This window comes from Streptomyces sp. NPDC093252 (assembly GCF_040683675.1).
GTDB lineage: Bacteria > Actinomycetota > Actinomycetes > Streptomycetales > Streptomycetaceae > Streptomyces.
Genome location: NZ_JBFBEM010000002.1, coordinates 103,411 through 124,485 on the forward strand (window position 1 = coordinate 103,411; position 21,075 = coordinate 124,485).

At 72.9% G+C, this 21,075-nt stretch carries 10 protein-coding genes; 6 read left to right on the plus strand and 4 right to left on the minus strand.

Features of this window, described 5'->3' with window-relative positions; translation table 11 throughout:
• The first annotated feature begins 259 nt into the window (after positions 1-259).
• The 4 genes from AB0O01_RS03685 (at position 260) to AB0O01_RS03700 (ending at position 14,795) form a co-directional block, all read left to right on the plus strand.
• Positions 260-10,021 (plus strand): amino acid adenylation domain-containing protein, encoded by a 9,762-nt coding sequence (locus AB0O01_RS03685; RefSeq protein WP_365310680.1) that lies wholly within the window; start codon positions 260-262, stop codon positions 10,019-10,021.
• Entirely contained in the window at positions 10,011-11,675 is a 1,665-nt protein-coding gene (locus AB0O01_RS03690) for an NAD(P)/FAD-dependent oxidoreductase (RefSeq protein ID WP_365310682.1), read from the plus strand. Before AB0O01_RS03685 ends, AB0O01_RS03690 begins: the two co-directional genes overlap by 11 nt.
• A 68-nt stretch (positions 11,676-11,743) precedes the next feature.
• The gene (locus tag AB0O01_RS03695; protein WP_365311223.1) at positions 11,744-13,645 is read left to right on the plus strand and encodes an NAD(P)/FAD-dependent oxidoreductase; all 1,902 of its coding nucleotides are present in this window, start codon (positions 11,744-11,746) and stop codon (positions 13,643-13,645) included.
• Between the two features lie 4 nt (positions 13,646-13,649).
• Positions 13,650-14,795, plus strand: coding sequence for a cytochrome P450 (locus AB0O01_RS03700; RefSeq protein WP_365311224.1), 1,146 nt, complete (start codon positions 13,650-13,652; stop codon positions 14,793-14,795).
• 99 nt (positions 14,796-14,894) lie between these two features.
• Here the strand turns inward: AB0O01_RS03700 and AB0O01_RS03705 are convergent, their stop codons facing one another.
• Together AB0O01_RS03705 and AB0O01_RS03710 are read right to left on the minus strand one after the other, a co-directional pair.
• Positions 14,895-15,731: a hypothetical protein gene (locus tag AB0O01_RS03705; protein ID WP_365310684.1), complete on the minus strand. Its 837-nt coding sequence runs from the start codon at positions 15,729-15,731 to the stop codon at positions 14,895-14,897.
• Between the two features lie 198 nt (positions 15,732-15,929).
• Positions 15,930-16,757: an alpha/beta hydrolase gene (locus AB0O01_RS03710; RefSeq protein WP_365310686.1), complete on the minus strand. Its 828-nt coding sequence runs from the start codon at positions 16,755-16,757 to the stop codon at positions 15,930-15,932.
• A gap of 189 nt (positions 16,758-16,946) precedes the next feature.
• On the opposite strand from AB0O01_RS03710, the gene AB0O01_RS03715 reads away from it, so the two are divergent.
• Together AB0O01_RS03715 and AB0O01_RS03720 are read left to right on the plus strand one after the other, a co-directional pair.
• Complete coding sequence (locus tag AB0O01_RS03715; protein ID WP_365310688.1) at positions 16,947-17,357, plus strand: hypothetical protein; 411 nt, start codon at positions 16,947-16,949, stop codon at positions 17,355-17,357.
• Complete coding sequence (locus AB0O01_RS03720) at positions 17,354-19,510, plus strand: tetratricopeptide repeat protein (protein ID WP_365310690.1); 2,157 nt, start codon at positions 17,354-17,356, stop codon at positions 19,508-19,510. Before AB0O01_RS03715 ends, AB0O01_RS03720 begins: the two co-directional genes overlap by 4 nt.
• Before the next feature lie 24 nt (positions 19,511-19,534).
• Here AB0O01_RS03720 and AB0O01_RS03725 read toward each other — a convergent pair whose 3' ends face one another.
• Together AB0O01_RS03725 and AB0O01_RS03730 are read right to left on the minus strand one after the other, a co-directional pair.
• The gene (locus AB0O01_RS03725; protein ID WP_365310692.1) at positions 19,535-20,386 is read right to left on the minus strand and encodes a formyltransferase family protein; all 852 of its coding nucleotides are present in this window, start codon (positions 20,384-20,386) and stop codon (positions 19,535-19,537) included.
• Between the two features lie 84 nt (positions 20,387-20,470).
• Complete coding sequence (locus tag AB0O01_RS03730) at positions 20,471-21,052, minus strand: DUF6879 family protein (RefSeq protein WP_365310694.1); 582 nt, start codon at positions 21,050-21,052, stop codon at positions 20,471-20,473.
• Positions 21,053-21,075 lie beyond the last annotated feature (23 nt).

The window sequence follows — 21,075 nt, forward strand, 5'->3', positions numbered from 1 at the left end:
ATCAACCGAACCGGATCGGGCCTACCGGATCGGACCGACCGGGCCGGACACACCGGTCCGAACCCACCGGGCCGGATCCGGACCCGACCACCAGGACCCCCCACCGTGCCGTCCGCACGACGCGGCGACCGCCTGTCGCCCGCGCGCCCCCGTACGGCCGCCCCCGCCCGGCCCCCGGCCGGGTCGTCGCCCTGCCCTTCCCCCCGTGTCCGCGCGTGCCGCTCACGCGCTCACACCTAGACAGACCAAGGACTCGGCCATGTCCCACCCCTCACCCGCCGTCCCCCGCGACAAGATCGCGATCATCGGAATCGGCTGCCGCCTCCCCGGCGGCGCCAGCGACCACCGCACCTTCTGGCAGAACCTGGTCGACGGCAGAGACTGCCTCACGGCCACGCCCCCGGACCGCTACGACACGGCGACCCTGGGCAGCCGGGACAAGGCCACGCCGGGACGGCTGGTCGGCGGACGCGGCGGGTACATCGACGGGTTCGACGAGTTCGACCCGGCCTTCTTCGGCATCAGCCCGCGCGAGGCGGCCCATATGGACCCGCAGCAGCGCAAGCTGCTGGAGGTGGCCTGGGAGGCGCTGGAGGACGGCGGACAGAAGCCCGGCGAACTGGCGGGCACCGATGTCGGGGTGTTCGTCGGCGCGTTCACCCTGGACTACAAGATCCTCCAGTTCGCCGACCTCGGCTTCGAGACCCTGGCCGCGCACACCGCGACCGGCACGATGATGACGATGGTGTCGAACCGGATCTCGTACTGCTTCGACTTCCGCGGCCCCAGTGTCTCGCTGGACACGGCGTGCAGTTCCTCGCTGGTGGCGGTGCATCTGGCCTGCCAGAGCCTGAGCCGGGGCGAGAGCGGTCTGGCGCTGGCCGGCGGCACCCTGCTGCACATGGCGCCGCAGTACACCATCGCCGAGACCAAGGGCGGCTTCCTCTCCCCCGAGGGCCGCTCCCGCACCTTCGACGCGTCGGCGGACGGCTATGTGCGCGCCGAGGGCGTCGGCATCGTCGCCCTGAAGCGGCTGGACGACGCGCTGCGCGACGGCGACCCGATCCACGCCGTGATCACCGGCAGCGGCGTCAACCAGGACGGCCGGACCAACGGCATCACCGTGCCCAGCGCCGACGCGCAGGTGGCGCTGATCGAGCGGGTGTGCGCGGAGGCCGGGGTGGTGCCGGGCAGCCTCCAGTACGTGGAGGCGCACGGGACGTCCACGCCGGTCGGCGATCCGATCGAGGCGGGGGCGCTGGGGCGGGCGCTGGCCATCGGGCGGGAGCCGGGCGCCGACTGCTATGTGGGGTCGGTCAAGACCAACATCGGGCACACCGAGTCGGCGGCCGGGATCGCCGGCCTGATCAAGACCGCGCTGGCGCTGAAGCACCGGACGATCCCGCCGCACATCAATCTGGAGCAGCTCAACCCGGCGATCGACGCGGACGCCCTGCCGTTCCGCATCCCGACCCGGGCCGTGGCGTGGCCGGCACACGAGGGACCCGCGCGGGCCGGGGTGAACTCCTTCGGGTTCGGCGGGACCAACGCGCATGTGCTGCTGGAGGCGGCACCCGAGCGCGCCCGGGGCGCGGAGGACGCGGAGGACGCGGAGCACGAGGAGCGCACCGGGCCCGGCGGGTTCTCGGTGCTGCCGCTCACCACCCGGGACCCCGAGCTGCTCGCCGGGGCCGCCGCCGGGATCCGGGACGAGCTGGCGGGCGGCGCGGCGGTGGCCGACGTGGCGTTCACGCTCGCCCGGCGCCGGGAGCATCTCGACGCGCGCCTGGCGGTGGTGCACGACACGCCGGAGGTGCTCGCACAGGCCCTGGAGGCCGCCGCGCGCGGGGAGGCGCACCCGCGGGTGGTGACCGGGCAGCGGCGGGCGGACGCGCGGCTGGTGTGGGTGTTCACCGGGATGGGGCCGCAGTGGTGGGCGATGGGGCGGGAGCTGTTCGCGACCGAGCCGGTGTACCGGGCGGCGGTCGAGGAGTGCGACCGGGAGATCCGGGAGCTGACCGGCTGGTCGCTGGTGGAGGAGCTGGCCGCCGACGAGGCCGACTCCCGGATGGCGGAGACCTGGCTCGCCCAGCCCGCCAACTTCGCCGTCCAGGTGGGTCTCGCCGCGCTGTGGCGCAGCCGGGGCGTGCGGCCGGACGCGATCGTCGGGCACAGCACCGGTGAGGTGGCCGCCTTCCACGAGGCCGGGGTGTACACCCTGCGGGAGGCGTGCACGGTCGTCGTGCACCGCAGCAGGCTCCAGCAGAAGCTGGTGGGCACCGGGGCGATGCTCGCGGTGAGCCTGTCCGAGGAGGAGGCCGACCGGCTCGTGGAGCCGTACGCGGACCGGGTGTCGGTGGCGGCGGTGAACAGCCCGACGGCGATCACCCTGGCCGGGGACGAGGCGGCGCTCGGGGAGCTGGCGGAGGCGCTGCGGCTGAGGGACGTGTTCGCGAAGTTCCTCGCCGTGCGGGTGCCGTACCACAGTCCCCGGATGGACCCGATCAAGGAGGAGCTGCTGGCGTCGCTGGCCGGTCTGGAGCCGGGCCGGGCGCGGGTGCCGCTGTATCTGACGGGCGGGCTGGCCGCGGCGGCGCAGGGGCGGGCCGAGGGGCCCGAGCTGGACGCGGACTACTGGTGGCGCAATGTGCGCGACGGGGTGCGGTTCCGGGACGCGGTGGACCGGCTGGTCGGGGACGGGTTCGGGCTGTTCCTGGAGATCGGGCCGCACCCGGTGCTGGGGCACTCCATCGCCGAGTGCCTGGCGGCGCTGGGGGCCGAGGGGCGCAGTGTGCCGTCGATCCGGCGGCAGGAGGGCGAGCGGGAGCGGTTCGCGCTGGGGCTGGCCGCGCTGCACACCCTGGGCGTGGCCGTCGACTGGGCGGCGCTGCACCCGCGCGGGCGGATCGTCCCGCTGCCGCGCTACCCGTGGCGGCGCGACCGGCACTGGACCGAGCCGGGGGCCGTCGAGCAGATCCGGCTCGGGCGGCGGGACCATCCGCTGCTGGGGCGGCGGATGGCGACGGCGGAGCCGGTCTGGGAGGCGCGGCTCGATGTCGAGGCGCTGCCGTATCTGGACGATCACCGGATCCAGGGCAACGCGCTGTTCCCGGCGGCCGGTTATGTGGAGATGGCGACGCAGGCGGTGCGGGCGCTGACCGGCGGCGGTGAGGCGGTGATCGCCGATGTGGAGCTGCGCAAGGCGCTGTTCCTGCCCTCGCAGGGGGCGGGCAGCGCGCGCGTGCAGCTCTCGTTCTCGCCGCAGGACGCCGGGTTCACGGTGGCCGGCGGGTCCGGGGAGGAGGGCCGGGAGCCGTCGGTGCACGCGCGCGGGGTGGTGCGGGCCGGGCAGCGCGCGGCGGGCGCGCGGGCCCTGGACCCCGACGCCGTACGGGCGCGCAGTGCGCGGCGGCTGACGGGGGCCGAGTGCTATGCGGCGCTGGCGGAGCTGGGCTACCACTACGGCCCGGCGTTCCAGGGCATCGAGGAGGTGTGGATCGGGCCCGGTGAGGCGCTGGCCCGGATCCGGCCGACGGCGCCGGTCGGCGCGGACGCGGCGGAGCACCATATGCATCCGGTGCTGCTGGACTCCTGCTTCCAGACGCTGCTGACCCCGCAGTTGCTGGCGGGCTCGGGCGGGTCCGGCGGGATCCGGCTGCCGCTGTCGATCGCCGAGGTGCGGATGGCGGCCGTCGGCGACCGGGCGATCTGGGCGCACGCGGTCGTCACCCGCGAGGACGGCGGCGAACTCACCGGTGACATCGCTGTCCACGACGAGGAGGGCGCCCCGCTGGGCCGGGTGAGCGGCTTCCGGGCGGCCGATGTGGAGCGGGCGTCGGCGGCGGTGAGCGTGAGCACCGTCGACTCCTGGCTCGCGGACCTGTCCTGGCGGGAGCGGCCCCATGAGGAGCGGGCCGCGACGGGCGCCCCGCGCTGTCTGCTGCTGGCCGACGCGCACGGCGTGGCCGACGCGCTGGCCGCGCTGATCGCCGACCGGGGCGGCCACTGCCACCTGGTGCGCCCGGGAGCCGCCTACCGCCTGGCCGGGGACGGACGGGAGTCGACGGTACGGCCCGGGTCGGCCGGGGATCTGCGGCGGCTGTTCGGGGAACTGGCGGCGGCCGGGGCGGACCCGTACGACGAGGTCGTGCATCTGTGGTCGCTGGATCTGCCCGCGCTGGACACGGCGGGCGGCGCCGAGGCGCTGCGGGAGGCGTCCGGCGCCACCGGATACTCGCTGATCGCGCTGGCCCAGGCCCTGCCGGGCGGCCGGCTGCACATCGTCACCCGGGGCACCCAGGCGGTGCTGCCCGGCGATCCGGTGGAACCGGCGGGCGCCCCGGCGTGGGGCATCGGCCGGGTGCTGTGGCAGCAGGAACTCACCCCCCGGCGCGGGCGCCTGATCGACCTCGACCCGGCGGCCGGGGACCCGCGCGCGGACGCGGCGGCGCTGCTGCGGGAGCTGACCGGCAGCGACGCCGAGGACGAGGTAGCGGTGCGCGGCGAACGCCGGTTCACCAGCCGTCTCACGCCGGTCGACGGGCTGACCCGGCCGCTGCCGCTGCGGCTGCGGGCCGACGGGGCGTATCTGGTGACCGGCGCGTTCGGCGCGCTGGGGCGGCTGCTGTGCCGGGCGCTGGTGGGCTGGGGGGCGCGGCGGCTGATCCTGGTCGGCCGGACCCGGCTGCCGGAGCGGACCGCGTGGCGGGACACCGACCCCGCCTCGCCCGCGGGCCGGGCGGTGGCCTTCGTACGGGAGCTGGAGGGGCTCGGGGCGCAGCCGGTGCTCGCGCCGCTGGACGTGGCGGACGAGGCGGCGCTCGCGGCGTGGCTGGCGGAGTACCGGACGCTGGAGTCGCCGCCGGTGCGCGGGGTGTTCCACCTCGCAGGGCAGGTGCGGGACACGCTGCTGCCGGAGATGGACCGGGAGACGTTCGCGGCCGTGCACGACCCGAAGGTGGCCGGGGCGTACGCCCTGCACCGGCAGCTCGCGGACGAACCGCTGGACCACTTCGTGCTGTTCTCCTCCATCGCCTCGCTGCTCACCACCGCCGGACAGACCAACTACGCGGCGGGCAACGCCTTCCTGGACGCGCTGGCCCAGCACCGCCGCGCGCGCGGGCTGCCCGGCCTCAGCCTCGACTGGGGTCCCTGGGCGACCGGCATGATCGAGGAACTCGGGCTGATCGAGCACTACCGGGCGAACCGGGGCATGAGTTCGCTGTCCCCGGACGCCGGGATGGCGGTCCTGGAGCGGGTGATCGGGCAGGACCGGGCGCGGCTGCTGGTGGCGACGGTGGTGGACTGGCCGGTGTTCCTGGCCTGGTACCCGGTACCGCCGCCGCTGGTCGGGGAGCTGGCCGCCGCCGGGGGCGGGGCGGGCGCCGGGGCCGGGGGCGAGCAGGGCGGGTTCCTGGACGCGTTCCGGGCCGCCGGGGAGCCGGAGCGGCGGGCGCTGGTCGCCGAGCGGTTCACGGCCGTCGTCGCGGGCGTGCTGCGGGTGCCGGCCGAGCGGGTCGAGCCGTCGGCGGCGCTGGGCGCGCTGGGCCTGGACTCGCTGCTGGCGATGGAGCTGCGCTCCCGTATCCAGGCCGAACTGGGGCTCGCCCTGCCGGTCGTCACCCTGCTGGGCGCATCACCGGTCGCCGAGCTGGTCGGGCGGCTGCACGAGGGGCTCGGGGACCTGGTCGCCGACGGCTCGGAGACGGGGACCGGGGCCGAGGTCGAGCTGTTCGAGGACGAGACCCGGCATCCGCTGACCCAGAACCAGAAGGCCCTGTGGTTCCTGAAGCAGCTCAACCCCGACGGGTTCGCCTACAACATCGGCGGCGCGGTCGAGGTGCGGGTGGCGCTGGACCCGGAGCTGATGTTCGAGGCGTTCCGCACCCTCGTCGCCCGGCATCCCAGCCTGCGGGCCACGTTCGTGCCCGAGGAAGGGCGTCCGGTGCAGCGGGTGGCGCCCGCCGCCGAGGCCGCCGCCCGCGCGGACCTCGCGCTGTTCGACGTCGAGGGCCTGGCCTGGGACGACATCCACGCGCTGATCGTGCGCGAGTACCGCAAGCCGTACGACCTGGAGCGGGATCCGCTGGTGCGGCTGCGGCTGCTGCGCCGGGCGGACGACCGGTGGGTGCTGATGAAGGCCGTCCACCACATCGTCTCGGACGCCATCTCGACGTTCACCTTCATCGAGGAACTCCTCGCGGTGTACGAGGCGCTGCGCCGGGGCCGCACCCCGGAGCTGCCCCCGCCCGCCGCCCGCTATCTGGACTTCCTCAACTGGCAGAACCGCTTCCTGGCGGGCCCCGAGGCACGCCGGATGCTGGACTACTGGAAAGCGCACCTCCCGGCCGAGGTCCCGGTCCTGGACCTGCCCACCGACAAGCCCCGCCCCCCGGTGCAGACCCACAACGGGGCGTCGGAGTTCTTCGTCCTGGACGAGGAGCTGAGCGCCCGGGTCCACGACCTGGCCCGGGAGCACCAGGTGACGGTGTTCATGGTGCTGATCAGCGCCTACTACGTGCTGCTGCACCGCTACTCCGGGCAGGACGACATCATCGTCGGCAGCCCGGTCACCGGCCGCACCCAGGAGGAGTTCTCCTCGGTGTACGGCTACTTCGTCAATCCGCTGCCGCTCCATGTGCACCTGGGCGACGGGCCGACCGTCGAACAGCTCCTGGCGCGGGTGCGGGAGGTGGTGCTCGGCGGGCTCGACCACCAGGAGTACCCGTTCGTGCTGCTGGTGGAGGAGCTGGGGCTCCAGCACGACCCGAGCCGCTCGGCGGTGTTCCAGGCGATGTTCATCCTGCTCACCCACAAGGTGGCCACCCAGAAGTACGGCTACCGCCTGGAGTACATCGAACTCCCGGAGGAGGAGGGGCAGTTCGACCTCACCCTGTCGGTGTACGAGGACGAGGCGGACCGGCGCTTCCACTGCGTCTTCAAGTACAACACCGACCTGTTCGAGCCGGAGACCATGCGCCGGCTGTCCACGCACTACGTCCAGGTCCTGGACGCCCTCACCCGCGCGCCGGGCGCCTACCCGGCGGACCGGCTCCAGCTCCTCGCCGCGCCGGAGCGGCGGCGGATCCTCGGCGAGTGGAGCGGCGCGGGGCGGCGGGCCGCCGGTCCCGGGGTGCCGGTGCACGAGCTGATCGCCCGGGTCGCCGCCGGGCGGCCCGATTCCCTCGCGGTGCGGATGCCCGCCGAGGACGGCGGCGCCCGGCTGACCTACGGGGAGCTGGAGCTGCGCAGCCGCCGCGCGGCCGGGCAACTGCGGGCGCTGGGGGTGCGCGAGGGCGCGGTGGTCGCGGTGTGCATGGCGAAGTCGCCCGAGCTGATCGTGACGCTGCTGGCGGTGTGGCGGGCGGGCGGCGCCTATCTGCCGCTGGACCCGGGCAACCCGGCCGACCGGCTGGCGTCGCTGGTGGAGCGGGCCGGGGCGGCACTCACCGTGGTCGACACGGCGGGCGCCGACCGGCTGCCCGGACACCCGTACACCGGACTCGTCACCCCGGCGGACGGGCCGGACGGGCCGGACGACGACGGCGGGGTCGAGCCGACCGTCTCCCTCGACAGCCCCGCCTACGTCATCCACACCTCCGGCTCCACCGGGACGCCCAAGGCGGTCCGGGTCAGCCACCGCAATCTGGCCGCCGCGTACGCGGGCTGGCAGGAGGCGTACCGGCTCGGGGACGAGGTGCGGGTCCATCTCCAGATGGCGGGCCCGGCGTTCGACGTCTTCACCGGTGACCTGGTGCGCGCCCTGTGCTCGGGCGGGACCCTGGTGCCGGTCGGCCGGGAGCTGCTGTTCCACACCGGCCGTCTGTACGCGGCGATGCGCGCCGAGGGCGTGGACGGCGCCGAGTTCGTCCCGGCCGTGGTGCGGGCGCTGCTGGCGCACTGCGAGCGCGAGGGCCTGGGGCTGGACTTCCTGCGGCTGCTGGCGGTCGGCTCGGACACCTGGACGGTCGCCGAGTACGAGCGGCTGCGCGCCCTGTGCGGCCCGGACACCCGGGTGGTGAACTCCTACGGTCTGACCGAGGCGACGATCGACTCCACCTGGTTCGAGGGCCCCGCCGACGGCCTGGAACCCGGCCGGATGGTGCCGATCGGCCGCCCCTTCCCGGGCGCCGAGGTCTATGTCCTGGACCGGCACGGCGAGCCGGTGCCGCCCGGTGTCGCGGGCGAGCTGTGGATCGGCGGGGCCGGGGTCGCCCTCGGCTATCTCGGCGACGCCGCGCAGACCGCCGACCGGTTCACCGTCCGCGAGCTGGACGGGCGGCCGGTGCGGCTGTACCGGACCGGGGACCTGGCCCGCTGGGACACCGGCGGCACCATCCATCTGCTGGGCCGGGCGGACTCCCAGGTCAAGGTCGCCGGGCACCGGGTGGAGCCGGGCGAGATCGAGTCCCAGCTCGCCCGCAGGCCCGAGCTGGAGCGGGCGGTGGTGGTGGTCCGGCCGGACGCCCGCGGCGAGAACACCCTGTGCGCGTACGGGGTCGCCGCGCCCGGCCACCAACTGGACTGGCGGGACCTGCGCCGGGACCTAGGCGAGCGGCTGCCGACCTATCTGATCCCGTCCTCCTTCACCGAGCTGCCCGCGCTGCCGCTCACCGCCAACGGCAAGGTCGACGTGGCGGCACTGCCCGACCCCCGGTTCCTCACCGGCGAGGAGGCGTACGAGCCGCCGGTCACCCTGTACGAGACCCGTACCGCGGAGCTGTGGCGGGCGCTGCTCGCGCTGGAGTCGCCGGGGCTCCAGGACGACTTCTTCGAGGCGGGCGGCAGCTCCATCAAGCTGATCGAGCTGATCCACGGACTGCGCGCCGAGTTCGGGGTGGACGTGCCGGTCAGCAGGCTGTTCCAGGTGACGACCCTGCACGGGATGGCCCGCACGGTCGAGGACATCGTCACCGGCCGCCTGCCGGGCTCGCAGCCCTACCTGGCCTTCCACCCGGGCGCGGGCGAGCCGGTGTTCTGCTTCCCGCCCGCCGGGGGCCACGGCCTGGTGTACCGGCGGCTCGCGGACCGGCTCCCCGAGTACGAGCTGATCGCGTTCAACTATCTCGCCGGGGACGGCAAGGCGGCCCGGTACGCCGATCTGGTCGAGGCGCTCCGCCCGGCCGGCCGGTGCGCGCTGCTCGGCTACTCGCTGGGCGGCAATCTGGCCTTCGAGGTGGCCAAGGAGCTGGAGCGGCGCGGGCGCGAGGTCTCCGACGTGGTGATTCTCGACTCGTACCGGATCGACGCCGCGTTCACCCCGGGGCCGGAGCACCTGGCGGCCTTCGAGCAGGAGCTGAGCGAGCATCTGCGCAAGCACACCGGTTCGGACGCGGTGGCCCGCGAGACCCTGGAACAGGCCCGCGACTACATCGGGTTCAGCGGTCGCACCCCCAACACCGGCACGGTCCGGGCGCGGGTCACGGTGATCTCCGACGAGCTGAAGACCGCGTTCTACGCGGCCGGGGAGCGCGGCACCTGGCACGGCACGTCCACGGTCCGCACCGAGGTACTGCGCGGCGCCGGCACCCACGCCGACATGCTGGACCCGGGGTGCGTGGAGCACAACGCGGGCCTGGTCCGGGAGGTGCTGACCGGCGCGGTGGTGGTCGAACCGGCGGCACCGGGCGACCCGTACGAGCCCACCGGCCCTGCCCTGACGACCGCCCCCGCCGTGCCGACCGTCCCCGGCGAAGCCACCCCGCCCACCGGACCCGCCGCGCCCACCGCCCCGGTGCGGCGGCCCTCCCTGCGCGGCCGGGCCGCGCTGCCGGGCCCGCTGCCCCGCACCTCGGTGCTGGAGCAGCCACAGGCACCCCGCATCGAACGCACAGCGACACCGACATCCACACCCACACCCACATCCACAGCGACGGCGACGGCCACGGCGACGGCCACGGGGGCGGCGGCACCCACACCAGCCCCCACCGCCAGCCCCTCCCACCCCGGGCTGACCGGCGCCGGGGAGCAGGGCCAGACTCCGGCCGGAGTGACGAAGGAGGCGGCCCCTCATGCGCCGTGACCGGCGGGTGCCCTGGGAGGCACGGACGCGGACGGCGGGGCAGCCGCCCCGGGTGATCATCGTGGGCGCGGGGGTCGGCGGGCTGTCCGCGGGCTGCTACGGCCAGATGAGCGCGATGGAGACCCGGGTCTTCGAGAAGCACGTCCTGCCCGGCGGCTGCTGCACGGCCTGGGGCCGGGACGGCTATGTCTTCGACTACTGCATCGAGTGGCTGATCGGCACCGCCCCCGGCAACGACGCCCACCGGGTGTGGCGGGAACTGGGCGCGCTGGACGGCAAGACGATCCGCAACTTCGACATCTTCAACACGGTGGTCGACGCCGACGGCCGCTCGGTGGCGTTCTACAACGACCCCGACCGGCTGGAGGCCCATCTGCTGGGCCTGTCCCCCGCCGACGCCCGGCTGATCCGGCGGTTCTGCCGGGATCTGCGGGGCTTCGGCGACCTGGATCTGTTCTCGTTCCTGAAACCGGCCCCGCTGATGACGCTGCGGGAGAAGGGGCGGGCGGCCCGCAAGATCCTGCCCAAGCTGAATCTGCTGCGGCGCACCGCGGGCACCTCGATGGAGGCGTTCGCGGCCCGCTTCGAGGACCCGCTGCTGCGGCGGGCGCTGCCGTACATCTTCTTCCAGGACCACGAGGTCTTCCCGCTGATGCCGTACCTGTTCAACATGGCGGGCGCGCACCGGTCCAACACGGGCTTCCCGCAAGGGGGTTCGCTGGGGCTCGCCCGGTCCATCGAGGAGCGCTACACCTCGCTGGGCGGCCGGATCGACTACCGGTCCCGGGTGGAGCGGATCCTCGTGGAGGACGGGCGCGCGGTGGGGGTGGAGCTGCGCGGCGGTGAACGGCACTACGCCGACCATGTGGTGGCGGCCTGCGACGGCGCCACGACGCTGGACCGGCTGCTGGACGGCCGGTACTCCAGCTCCCGGGTGCGGCGGCTGTTCGACACGCTGCCGCAGGCGCCGGAGTCGGTGTACCCGGGGGTGGTGTCGGTGTTCGTCGGGTTCGACGGGGATGTCCCGGCAGACGCCCCGCACAGCGCGACCTATCTGCTCTCCGACGCCGACAGCGCCCGGCTGCCGGGGGTGCTCCAGAACAGTCTGGTGGTGCAGTTGCGGTCCCGGTTCTCCGACGGACTCGCGCCGCCCGGGAAATCGGTGATCCATTGCACGTACTTCAGTGACTACACCTCCTGGAAAACCCTGCGGCGCACCGATCGCCGGGCCTACCGGGCGCGCAAGGAGAAGGCCGGGGAATTCGTGCGGGAATTCCTGGAGCGCCGGTATCCGGGGATCGCGGCGCGCGTCGAGGTGACCGATGTGGCCACCCCCGTCACCACCGAGCGCTACACCGGGAATCTGGGCGGCTCCATTCTCGGCTGGAAGTCCTTCACGGACGCCGAGGACCTGGTGCAGGGGCTGATCGACAAGGACCGGCTGCGGCTGCCGGGGCTGGCCGGGCTGTCGCTGGCCGGGCAGTGGTTCACCGGCGGCGGGCTGGTGCGGGTCGCGGCGGGCGGGCGGTTCGTCGCGCAGTACCTGTGCGAGGAGTGGGGGCTGCCGTTCCGGGCGTGGGAGAGCACGGGCGGCGAGACATGGCACACGGGGAAGCTGGGCCGGCTGCCCCAGCTCGACCGGAGCATGAGGTGAGGGCGGGAGTGAGCGTGACGAGGAACGAGGTACGCGCGACGGCACCGGACGGGTCCCCCCGCCGGTCGATGATCATCATCGGGGCGGGGCTGGGCGGACTGTCGACCGGCTGCTACGCGCAGATGAACGGCTACGAGTCCCGGATCTTCGAGATGCACGAGATCCCGGGCGGCTGCTGCACGGCCTGGGAACGGGGCGATTTCACCTTCGACTGCTGTGTGAGCTGGCTGCTGGGCAGCGGGCCCGGCAACGAGATGCACCAGATCTGGCTGGAGCTGGGCGCGCTCCAGGGCAAGGAGATCCGCCACTTCGACGTCTTCAACGTGGTGCGCGGCCGGGACGGACGCAGCGTCTACTTCTACTCCGACCCGGACCGGCTGGAGGCCCATCTGCGGGAGATCTCCCCGGCCGACGGCCGGCGCATCCGGGACTTCTGCAACGGTCTCAGAAAATTCCGCGCCTGCCTCGCGGCGTATCCGTTCCTGAAACCGGTCGGGCTGATGGGCCGGGCGGAACGCTGGCGGATGCTCGCCTCCTTCGTCCCGTACTTCAATGTCATCCGGAAATCGATCGGCGTCCTGATGACCGAGTACTCGGCGAAATTCAAGGACCCGCTGCTGCGCGAGGCGTTCAATTTCGTCCTGTACGAGAAGCACGCGGCGTTCCCGGTGCTGCCGTTCTACTTCCAGATGGCCACGCACGCCAATCTGTCGGCCGGGGTGCCCGAGGGCGGGTCGCTGGGCCTGTCCACCTCCATCGAGCGGCGCTACCGGCGGCTCGGCGGCGAGGTCACCTACAACGCCAAGGTCGAGGAGATCCTCATCGAGGACGACCGGGCGGTGGGGGTGCGGCTGACCGACGGCCGGGAGTTCCGCGCGGACATCGTGGTCTCGGCGGCCGACGGCCACGCCACCACCATGCGCCTGCTGAAGGGCCGCTATCTGCCGGACGAGTACCGGCGCCTCTACAACGAGGTCATCGACCGGCCCGGGATGGTCTTCCCCGGCTATGTGGCCCTGTTCCTCGGTCTGCGCCGCCCCTTCCCCGCCGGGGACCCCTGCACCACCCATCTGCTCACCGAGGCGGAGGCGGCCCGGCTCACCGGCATCCGCCATCCCAGCGTCAACGTCCAGTTCCGCAGCGCCCACTACCCGGAACTGTCCCCCGAGCACAGCACCGTCCTCTACGTCACCTACTTCTCCGACGTGGAGCCCTGGCGGGAGCTGACCGACGGCCCCGAGCAGCGCACCCGCAGCCGCGGCGGCACCGAACTGCACACCCTGCCGGTGCGCCGGGGCCGGCCCTACTACGCGGCCAAGCACCAGGTCCGGGACGCCCTGCTGGACATCCTGGAGCGGCGCTTCCCCGGCCTCAGGGACGCGGTGGCGGTCCGGGACGTGTCCACCCCGCTCACCCAGGTCCGCTACACCGGCAACTACGACGGGACCGTGCTCGGCTGGCAGCCGTTCGTGGAGAGCGGCGAGACGCTGGAGGAGCTGGTCAAGAAGTGGGGCCCCGCCCTCCCCGACCTGGCCAACTTCTACTTCTCCGGCGTCTGGGCCACCACCGGCGGCCTGATCCGCGCCGCCGCCGCGGGACGGCATGTCATGCAGTTCGTCTGCCGCGACGACGGCAGGCCCTTCACCGCCGACATCGACACCTCGGCCCCCCCGCCGACCCATGTGGTGATCCCCGTCGCCCCACGCGAGGAACGCGAGGAAGCCGAAGGATGCGAGCGCCGCGAGGGCCACATGGAGCCCAAGGCGCCCGAGGAGCGCGAGGAGCCTGCGGGACGCGCCGGGCAGGCCACCGACCGGAACACCACCAAGGAGACCCCCGATGACCGAGACGACCACAACACCGGCGACGGCCGAAACAGCGGCGACGGCGGCGACGACCGAGACGGCCGGGACGGCCGGGACGACGGCGGGACAATCATGCCCCCTGCGCTACCCGTTCACCTCCGCTGAGTGCCTGGACCTCTCCCCGAGCTACCCCGAGCTGCGGGCGGGCCCGCTGCCGCGCGTGAAGCTGCCGTACGGCGAGGAGGCGTGGCTGGTCACCCGGTACGCGGACGCCCGGTTCGTGCTGGCCGACGCCCGGTTCAGCCTGGCCGCCGGGGTGCACCGCGACCAGCCCCGGATGCGCCCGCTCTCCACCAGCGGGGTCGGCCTGATGTCCACCGACGCGCCCGAGCACACCCGGCTGCGCCAGGTGATCGCCCGGCACTTCAGCCCCCGCCGCATCAACCAGCTCACGGACCGGGTCCAGGAGATCGCCACCGAACTGGTGGACCGCCTGGAGGAGAAGGGCCAGCCCGGCGACCTGGTCCAGGACTACGCCTTCCCCCTCTCCATCACCCTGATCTGCGATCTGCTGGGCGTCCCCGAGGGCGACCACCGCAAGATCCAGGAGTGGCTGGATCTGATGCTGGCGCACAGTGTGTCGCTGGAGTCGTTCGTCGCCGAGTCGGAGGCGTTCGTCGCCTTCCTCGGCGAACTGCTCGAACTGCGCCGCCACGAGCCCGGCGAGGACCTCCTCAGCGCCCTGGTCCGGGCCCAGGACGAGGAGGAGCGCCTCACCTACGAAGAGATGTTCGAGCTGGCGGCCGAACTCCTCACGGCCGGTTTCGTCACCACCTACAACCAGATCTCCAACTTCTCCTACCTGCTGCTGCGCCGCCCCGAGTGGATGTCCCGGCTGCGCGAGGAGCCGGAGCGGATCCCGGTCGCCCTGGAGGAGTTGCTGCGGTACGTGCCGATGCCCAACGGCCTCAACTTCTGCCGGTACGCGACGGAGGACGTGGAGCTGGGCGGGGTGCTGGTACGGGCCGGGGACCCGGTCCTGGTGGACATGAACGCGGCCAACCGCGACCCCGAGGTCTACCGGGACCCCGACGCGCTGGTCCTGGACCGCAAGCCCGAGGCACCGCACCTCAGTTTCGGCCACGGCGCCCACTTCTGCGTCGGCTCCCGACTGGCCCGCCTCGAACTGGAGGTCGCCGTCCGCACCCTGCTGGACCGGCTGCCGGGCCTGAAGCCGGCGGTCCCGGAGGAGGAACTGAAGTGGAAGGCGGAGGCAATGCTGAAGGGGCTGTACGCGCTGCCGGTGACATGGTGACCCGGTGACACGCTGATGCGAGGGGGCCCCGCGACTCACCCCGCGGGCCCCCACCCCCACCCCCACCCCACCCCCAACACCCCCCATGCAGCCAGCCCGTCAGGAGGCCGACCCGCCGAACTCAAGACCGAACTCGAACTGTCCGTCCCCAGTACCGCCCTGGACGGTGAGGGAGGCGCTGTCGGTGTCGAGGTCGCCGCCGAGGGTGGTGCCCTCGCCGAGGGCGTGCGGGAAGCCGAGGGGCAGTTGGCCGAGGTCGTCGCGGCAGGGGACGGTCTGGGCGGGCCAGTTGAGGAGGTTGAGCGCGACGGCCTGGTCGGTGTGGTCGTCGATGAGACGGCCGGTGACCTCGCCGTCGTCCCACTCCATGTCCCAGTAGGTGAGCAGCAGGTCCGGGTCCCGCGGGTTACCGGCGAGATCCTGCCCCGACACAGCGCTGACGGCCGACGACCACAGCGACACCGCCCCGGCGTCGTCGGGCTGCCCCACGGCCATGACCAGGGTGAACGGATTGTCCTCGGTGGCACCCCCGCCGGACCGCGGCGCCCCGAGACTGAGCGTGGCGCTCATGGAGTACGACTGCGAGTCCGCGAGCTGCCGGGACCCGTCGGCGGCGCAGTAGTCGTACACATCGACGGACACCTCGGCGGTCCCGGAGTACTCGGCCCCCCACAGCGCCTCGGCGCCCTCGGGCCCGTCCGGGACGGCCTCCTCCTCGACGGGCGGCTCGGTGGCCTCCGCCGGGTCGCCCTCCGGACTCTCCAAAACGGGTTCCGGGACGGAGGGCGAAGCGAGGTCGGGGGTGCCGGACGGCGTCCCCCCGCCCTCCACGACGGAAGGGGACGATCCCCCGCTCCCCTCCTCCCCACCCCCGGAACACCCGCTCAGCACCACCGGCAGCAGCAGCCCGAGACAGACCCCGAAGCCCACCGCCACCCCCCGCACCTGCGCAGAACGCGACCCCCCACGGGCCGCACACGGGAACCTCACCGTTCCCCCCTCCCCCACCCGGACACTCACGACAAAAGACCCGGGGACAGAGGATGCTACGGCGCGCACATTCGGCCAACTACGGCTGATTCAGGCTTTGTTACCGTTCCGTGCCCGGGCCTCGCCCACCACAGCCTCTCCCTCTCATTTCCCCTCCCCCACCTCCCGCACGAACCGCCCCACGAGTTCCGCGAACACCCCGGGCGTCTCGATGTGCGGGGCGTGCCCGCCGCCGGGGATCACCTGCAACGCCCCGCGCCACAGCGTCGGCATGGCGAGCCCGCGCAGATACTCCAGACTGACGAGTTGGTCCCCCTCCCCGTGCAGCACCGCGAGAGGCCGGTCGAGCCGTCCGACGATCCCGATCTCATCGGTGAACCGTCCGGCGCCGAGACTGGCGAAGAGGCCGGTCCGGGCGGCGCCGTCGGTGGCAAGGATGTCGGCGACGAGGTCATCGACCGGGAGGGCCGAACCCGGGGCGAGGAAGCTGCGGGCATACGCCTCGGCGCCCTCGGCGTCGACCTCGCCGGTGAAACCGATGTTCAGGGCGGGCCCGGGGAGGAAGGCCCGCCCGAAGTCGGCGGCACCGCTCACCGGCGGGGCGCCGAACACCACGAACCCGGCGGCCCCGGCCGGCTCCGCCGCCGCCTCCAGCACGACGTGCCCGCCGAGACTCCAGCCCACCAGCACGGCGCCCTCGGCACCGGTCAGCCGGGCGAACCCGGCGAGCACGGCGGCGTACCCCGGCAGTGAGTAGCCGTCCTCCGACCGGACGGCCGGCCCCGACCGCCCGTGCCCCGGCAGATCGATGGCCAGACACCGGAACCGCGCCCCGAACTCCCCACCCAGCAGGGGTTCCCAGACCCCGGACGACGACGAGTTCCCATGCACGAACAGCACGACGGGCCCGGTCCCGGGGGATTCGAGGTAGGCGATGCGCTGTCCGCTGACGGTCAACTGCTGCTGTTTCACGGCGTGTTCCCCTCATCTCACGGCCACGGGACGCCAGGTCCCCGTTCCCCTGGGTCAACGTAGCGAGCGGTGGGCCGTTTTCGGGGGCATGTCGGGCAGCGGGGGCTCATATGCCGCTGATGGCACCTGTACTGACGGTGCGTCGGCACTAGAGTTGAGCGCCGGGCCGAATGGTGGGAGGGGCGGAGGATGGACGCGGAGATCACCCTGCTGGCGGGGACTGCCGGGACGACGATCGTGACGCTGCTGGCGTCGGACACGTGGAACGCCGCGCGGAACGGGATGCTCGCGCTGTGGCGACGCGTCCGGCCGGGCCAGGAGGAGCAGGTGGCCGCCCAGCTCGACACATCGCGCCAGGAACTCGTGGACGCGCGCGCCGACGGTGACGAGGAGACGGAGCGGGAGATCGCGGAGGAGTGGCAGGGCCGTATCCGCCGGCTCCTCGTCGCCCATCCCGAGGCCGCGACCGAACTGCGTTCCCTGCTCGGCGACCTTGCCGCCGAGGCACCCACCACCGTGACCGTCACCCAGCGGGCCACCGCCTCCGGCAGCTCACGCGTCTACCAGGCGGGCCGCGACCTGCACCTCGATCAGCGGTGACCGGCAGCAACGACGGCCGGGCCACTGATCAGGGGCGCGTCTACCAGGCTTCCGGCGATCAGCACATCATCGAGCACCACCATCACGAAGCCACCTGGACCGGCCCCGACTCAGTACGGCGTCCCCCCATCGGCCGGGCACCGGCGATCCTCCGGGACCGGAGCGAACTCGTCGGCCGCCTGAAGGAGACCGTGACCGAGGGCGCCGGAAACACCGTGTTCGTCCTGCACGGTCTGGGAGGATGCGGCAAGACGGCCGTGGCGTGCGCCCTCTTCGAACACGCCACCCGGGACAGCGGGCGCCTGGGCCTGTGGGTCAACGCCTCCGATCAGGCGTCCCTGCGGGCCGGGATGCTCGCCGTGGCCGCCGACCGCGGCGCCGGGGACGGCGAGCTGATGGCCGCGCGCAACGGCCTGCGCGCGGCTGCGGACCTGGTCTGGGATCATCTCGACCGGTCCGACCGGCCCTGGCTGCTGGTGCTGGACAACGCGGACGACCCGGCGGTACTGCGGGACGGCGGATGGCTGCGCACCAGCCCGCGCGGAACCGTCCTCGTGACCACCCGGCAGGCCGCCGGCCACTGGTGGCCCGCCGCCGAACTGCTGCACGTCGGTGTTCTGCCCCGGGAGGACGCGGCCCAGGTCCTGGCGGATCTGGCCCCCGGCACGGGGTCCGTCGAGGACGCCGCCGCCATCGCCGACCGCCTCGGCCGCCTGCCGCTCGCCCTGACCCTGGCGGGCGGATTCCTGGCCCACCAGGTGATCGACCCTTGGACGATGGAGGAGTACGGCCGCCGTCTGGTGGAGCGTCCGGATCCCATCGAGCTGATCGACCAGGGCGCCACCAGCGCGGCCAACGACTCGCGACACCTGGTCAGCGGAACGTGGCAGCTCTCGCTGAACTCCCTGGTCGGACAGGGCCTGCCGGAGGCCGTCACCCTGCTCCGCCTGCTGGCCTGCTGGTCGAGCGACCCCCTGCCGCTGTCCCTGCTCGCCGACGCCCGGCTCGATCTGCCCCTGCCCGCCGATCGGATGGAACTGGCGCTGCGGGGACTGCTCAACCACTCGCTCACCGAACTCGTTCCCGGCGACATCCGCTGTCTGCGCACGCACGGGGTACTGCTCGACAGCGTCGCACGCGCCACCCCGGCCGACGAGCGCGACCGGCTCGCCACCGCGTCGGCCGTACTGCTGCTGCGCTGCCTGCCCGCCGCACCCGAACGCGGCCTGCGCGACAGCCGACTCAGCGCTCTCGCCCCGCATGTCCTGGCGCTGCTGCGCCGCGTGGTCACCTGGCCCGAGATCTCGGCCGGTACCGCCGAGTCCGCAGCCGCCTGCGCCCTGTCCCTGGTGACGGCCCAGCACCGTTCCGGCGACTACGCCTCCGCGCTGGCCGCCGCCGAACAGGCGACGGACCTCGTGCGACGGCGACTGGGCGACGATCACATCCTGGTCCTGCGTCTGCGGCAGCGGATCGGGAAGGCGACCGACCGTCTGGGACGCCTCGCCGAGGCGGCGGACCTCCATCGGGGGCTGCTCGACGACCTGGAACGGATCTGCGGTGCCGAGGCCCCGGACACCCTGACGACCTGCCTGCATCTGTCCCGTCCGCTGACCTGGCTCGGCCGTCCGGCGGAGGCGGTGCAGTTGATGCACCGGGCGGCGGCCGGACGCGCCGCGCTGCTGGGACCGTGGCACCCGCTGACGCTGGAGGCGAGAGCGTGTCTGCTCGAACTGCCGCCCGGACCCGACCTGGACCGCGAGGCACCGGCAGGGCCGGACGTGGTCGCCGACTGCCGCCGCGAGCTGGGCACCGATCACCCGGTCACGCTGTCTGCGGAGCTGAACTGCGCGGGAGCGCTGTTCAACACCGGAAGGCACTCCGAAGCGCTGCCGTTGGCCCGCCGCGCCCTGGCGGCCCATGACATGCGCTTCGGGGCGGACTACCCCATCACCCTGGCGGCCCGGAGCCTGCTGAGCAGCGTCCTGCACGCGGTCGGCGACTTCCGGGAAGCAGTCGAACAGGCGGAGGCCGTCGCAGAACGGCGCGAGCGGGTGCTCGGCCCGGAGCACCCGTGGACGACGGTGATCCGGGACAAGCTCGCGCGATACCGGCGTTCCCTGGCGGCGGAGACATCACCCGGCCCGACCTGATACACGCCGGTTCGGGGAGCGCGTTCAGGACCCGGAGTCCGGCACCGCCACGGACTCCGTGATCCACACGGGGCCGTCCCCGCACATCACCCTGATGCCGTCCGCCGGCTGCAAGGAGGTGCGCAGAACCTCCAGCCGGTGGTCGGCCACCACGGCAACCGGGCCGGATCTTCCCGAACTGCCGAACCTGAAGGCGCGCACCTGATGGTGGATCTTCTCCCTGGCGGCGCTCCAGTCGATCCGCGCGAACTCGGGTTCCATCCATCCCGCGTACGTGGCCGCTCCCTCGTCCTGCGGTGTACCGGGGGCACCGGCTTCGGCCCGGGCGAGGGCGAGCGGGAGAAGCCGCTCGATATATCCGTCGACCTCTTCCCACAACGGCCCGGGAACGACATCGTCGCCCAGCGCGATCCCCGATTCCTGAGCCAGGATCCCACCGGAGTCGAATTCACTCTCCATCCAGTGGATGCTGACGCCGATCTCCTTGTCGCCGTTCCTGATCGCCCAGTTGACGGGAAGGGGACCTCGATATTTCGGCAGCATCGACGTGTGCACATTGATCGCACCCAGACGCGTCGCCCCAAGTACCGTCGGCGGCAGCTTCCAGGGGAATCCGTAGCAGACGATGAGGTCGGCCCGATAACCCTCGACGATATGGGGGAGCATGCCCTTCCGGCCCGGAATCAGCAGATCCGTCCCGTCCGGCAGCGCATCGACGATCCGGCCCACGACATCGCCCGCACCGCTGCGCGTCGGCCCGCCCGGCCGCAGTGATCGCGCGTGCAGATAGGCGACGGGTGTGTGCCCGGCCCGTTCGCACACGCCTCGCAGCAGGTCGAATCCCTGCGCGGAGTAGGAAATCAGAATGGTGCGCATACATCACCCTCGGGTCGCGACCGGCATTCGACCGGTGTCTCTGTCCGATCCCGGCGTCCTCCGCCGCAGTGCGGGCACGGCGGCTCAGACCCGCTCGTCGGTCACGGTCGGCGGGGGCAGCCGGGCGACATCACGGCTGAAGAAAGCGTCCAACGGCTCGCCGGAGCGGTGCATCTCCCGGATCGCCCGTCGGCACCGAGAAATGTCCTGCGGATCGCCGAAGCGGATGCCACCGGCGAGTTTGCCCTCGCTGTCATAGACGACCTCGTACATCACCGAGGAGCCGAGGACGACGATCTCCGCGAGGGTGCGCTCTGCTTCGTACCGGCGGATTCCGTCCCCGCTGAGGATTCTGGTGTCCTCTCCGTACCGGGCCTTCAGATGCAGCAGGTGGAGTTCCCACTGGAGGTACGGGGAGATGGGCTCCTCCACACAACGGACACGGTGGAGGGTGAATCCATGGCCGGCGATGCGCCGGAAGTACTTCTCGTAGTGGCCGCGCTGCCCCTCGATCAGCGCCAGGGACTCGTCCCAGTTCCCCCGGCTGAACGCTTCCCAGCTTTCCACCCCGGGCTCGCGGAAGCTCTGCTGTCGTTCGAGCTTCCAGAATCCCTCGGGACCGGAGTTCCAGAAATGGCGGTCGAAGTCCTCTAGGTAGTCGTCCAACCCAAGACGCCGACCGGGGCCGG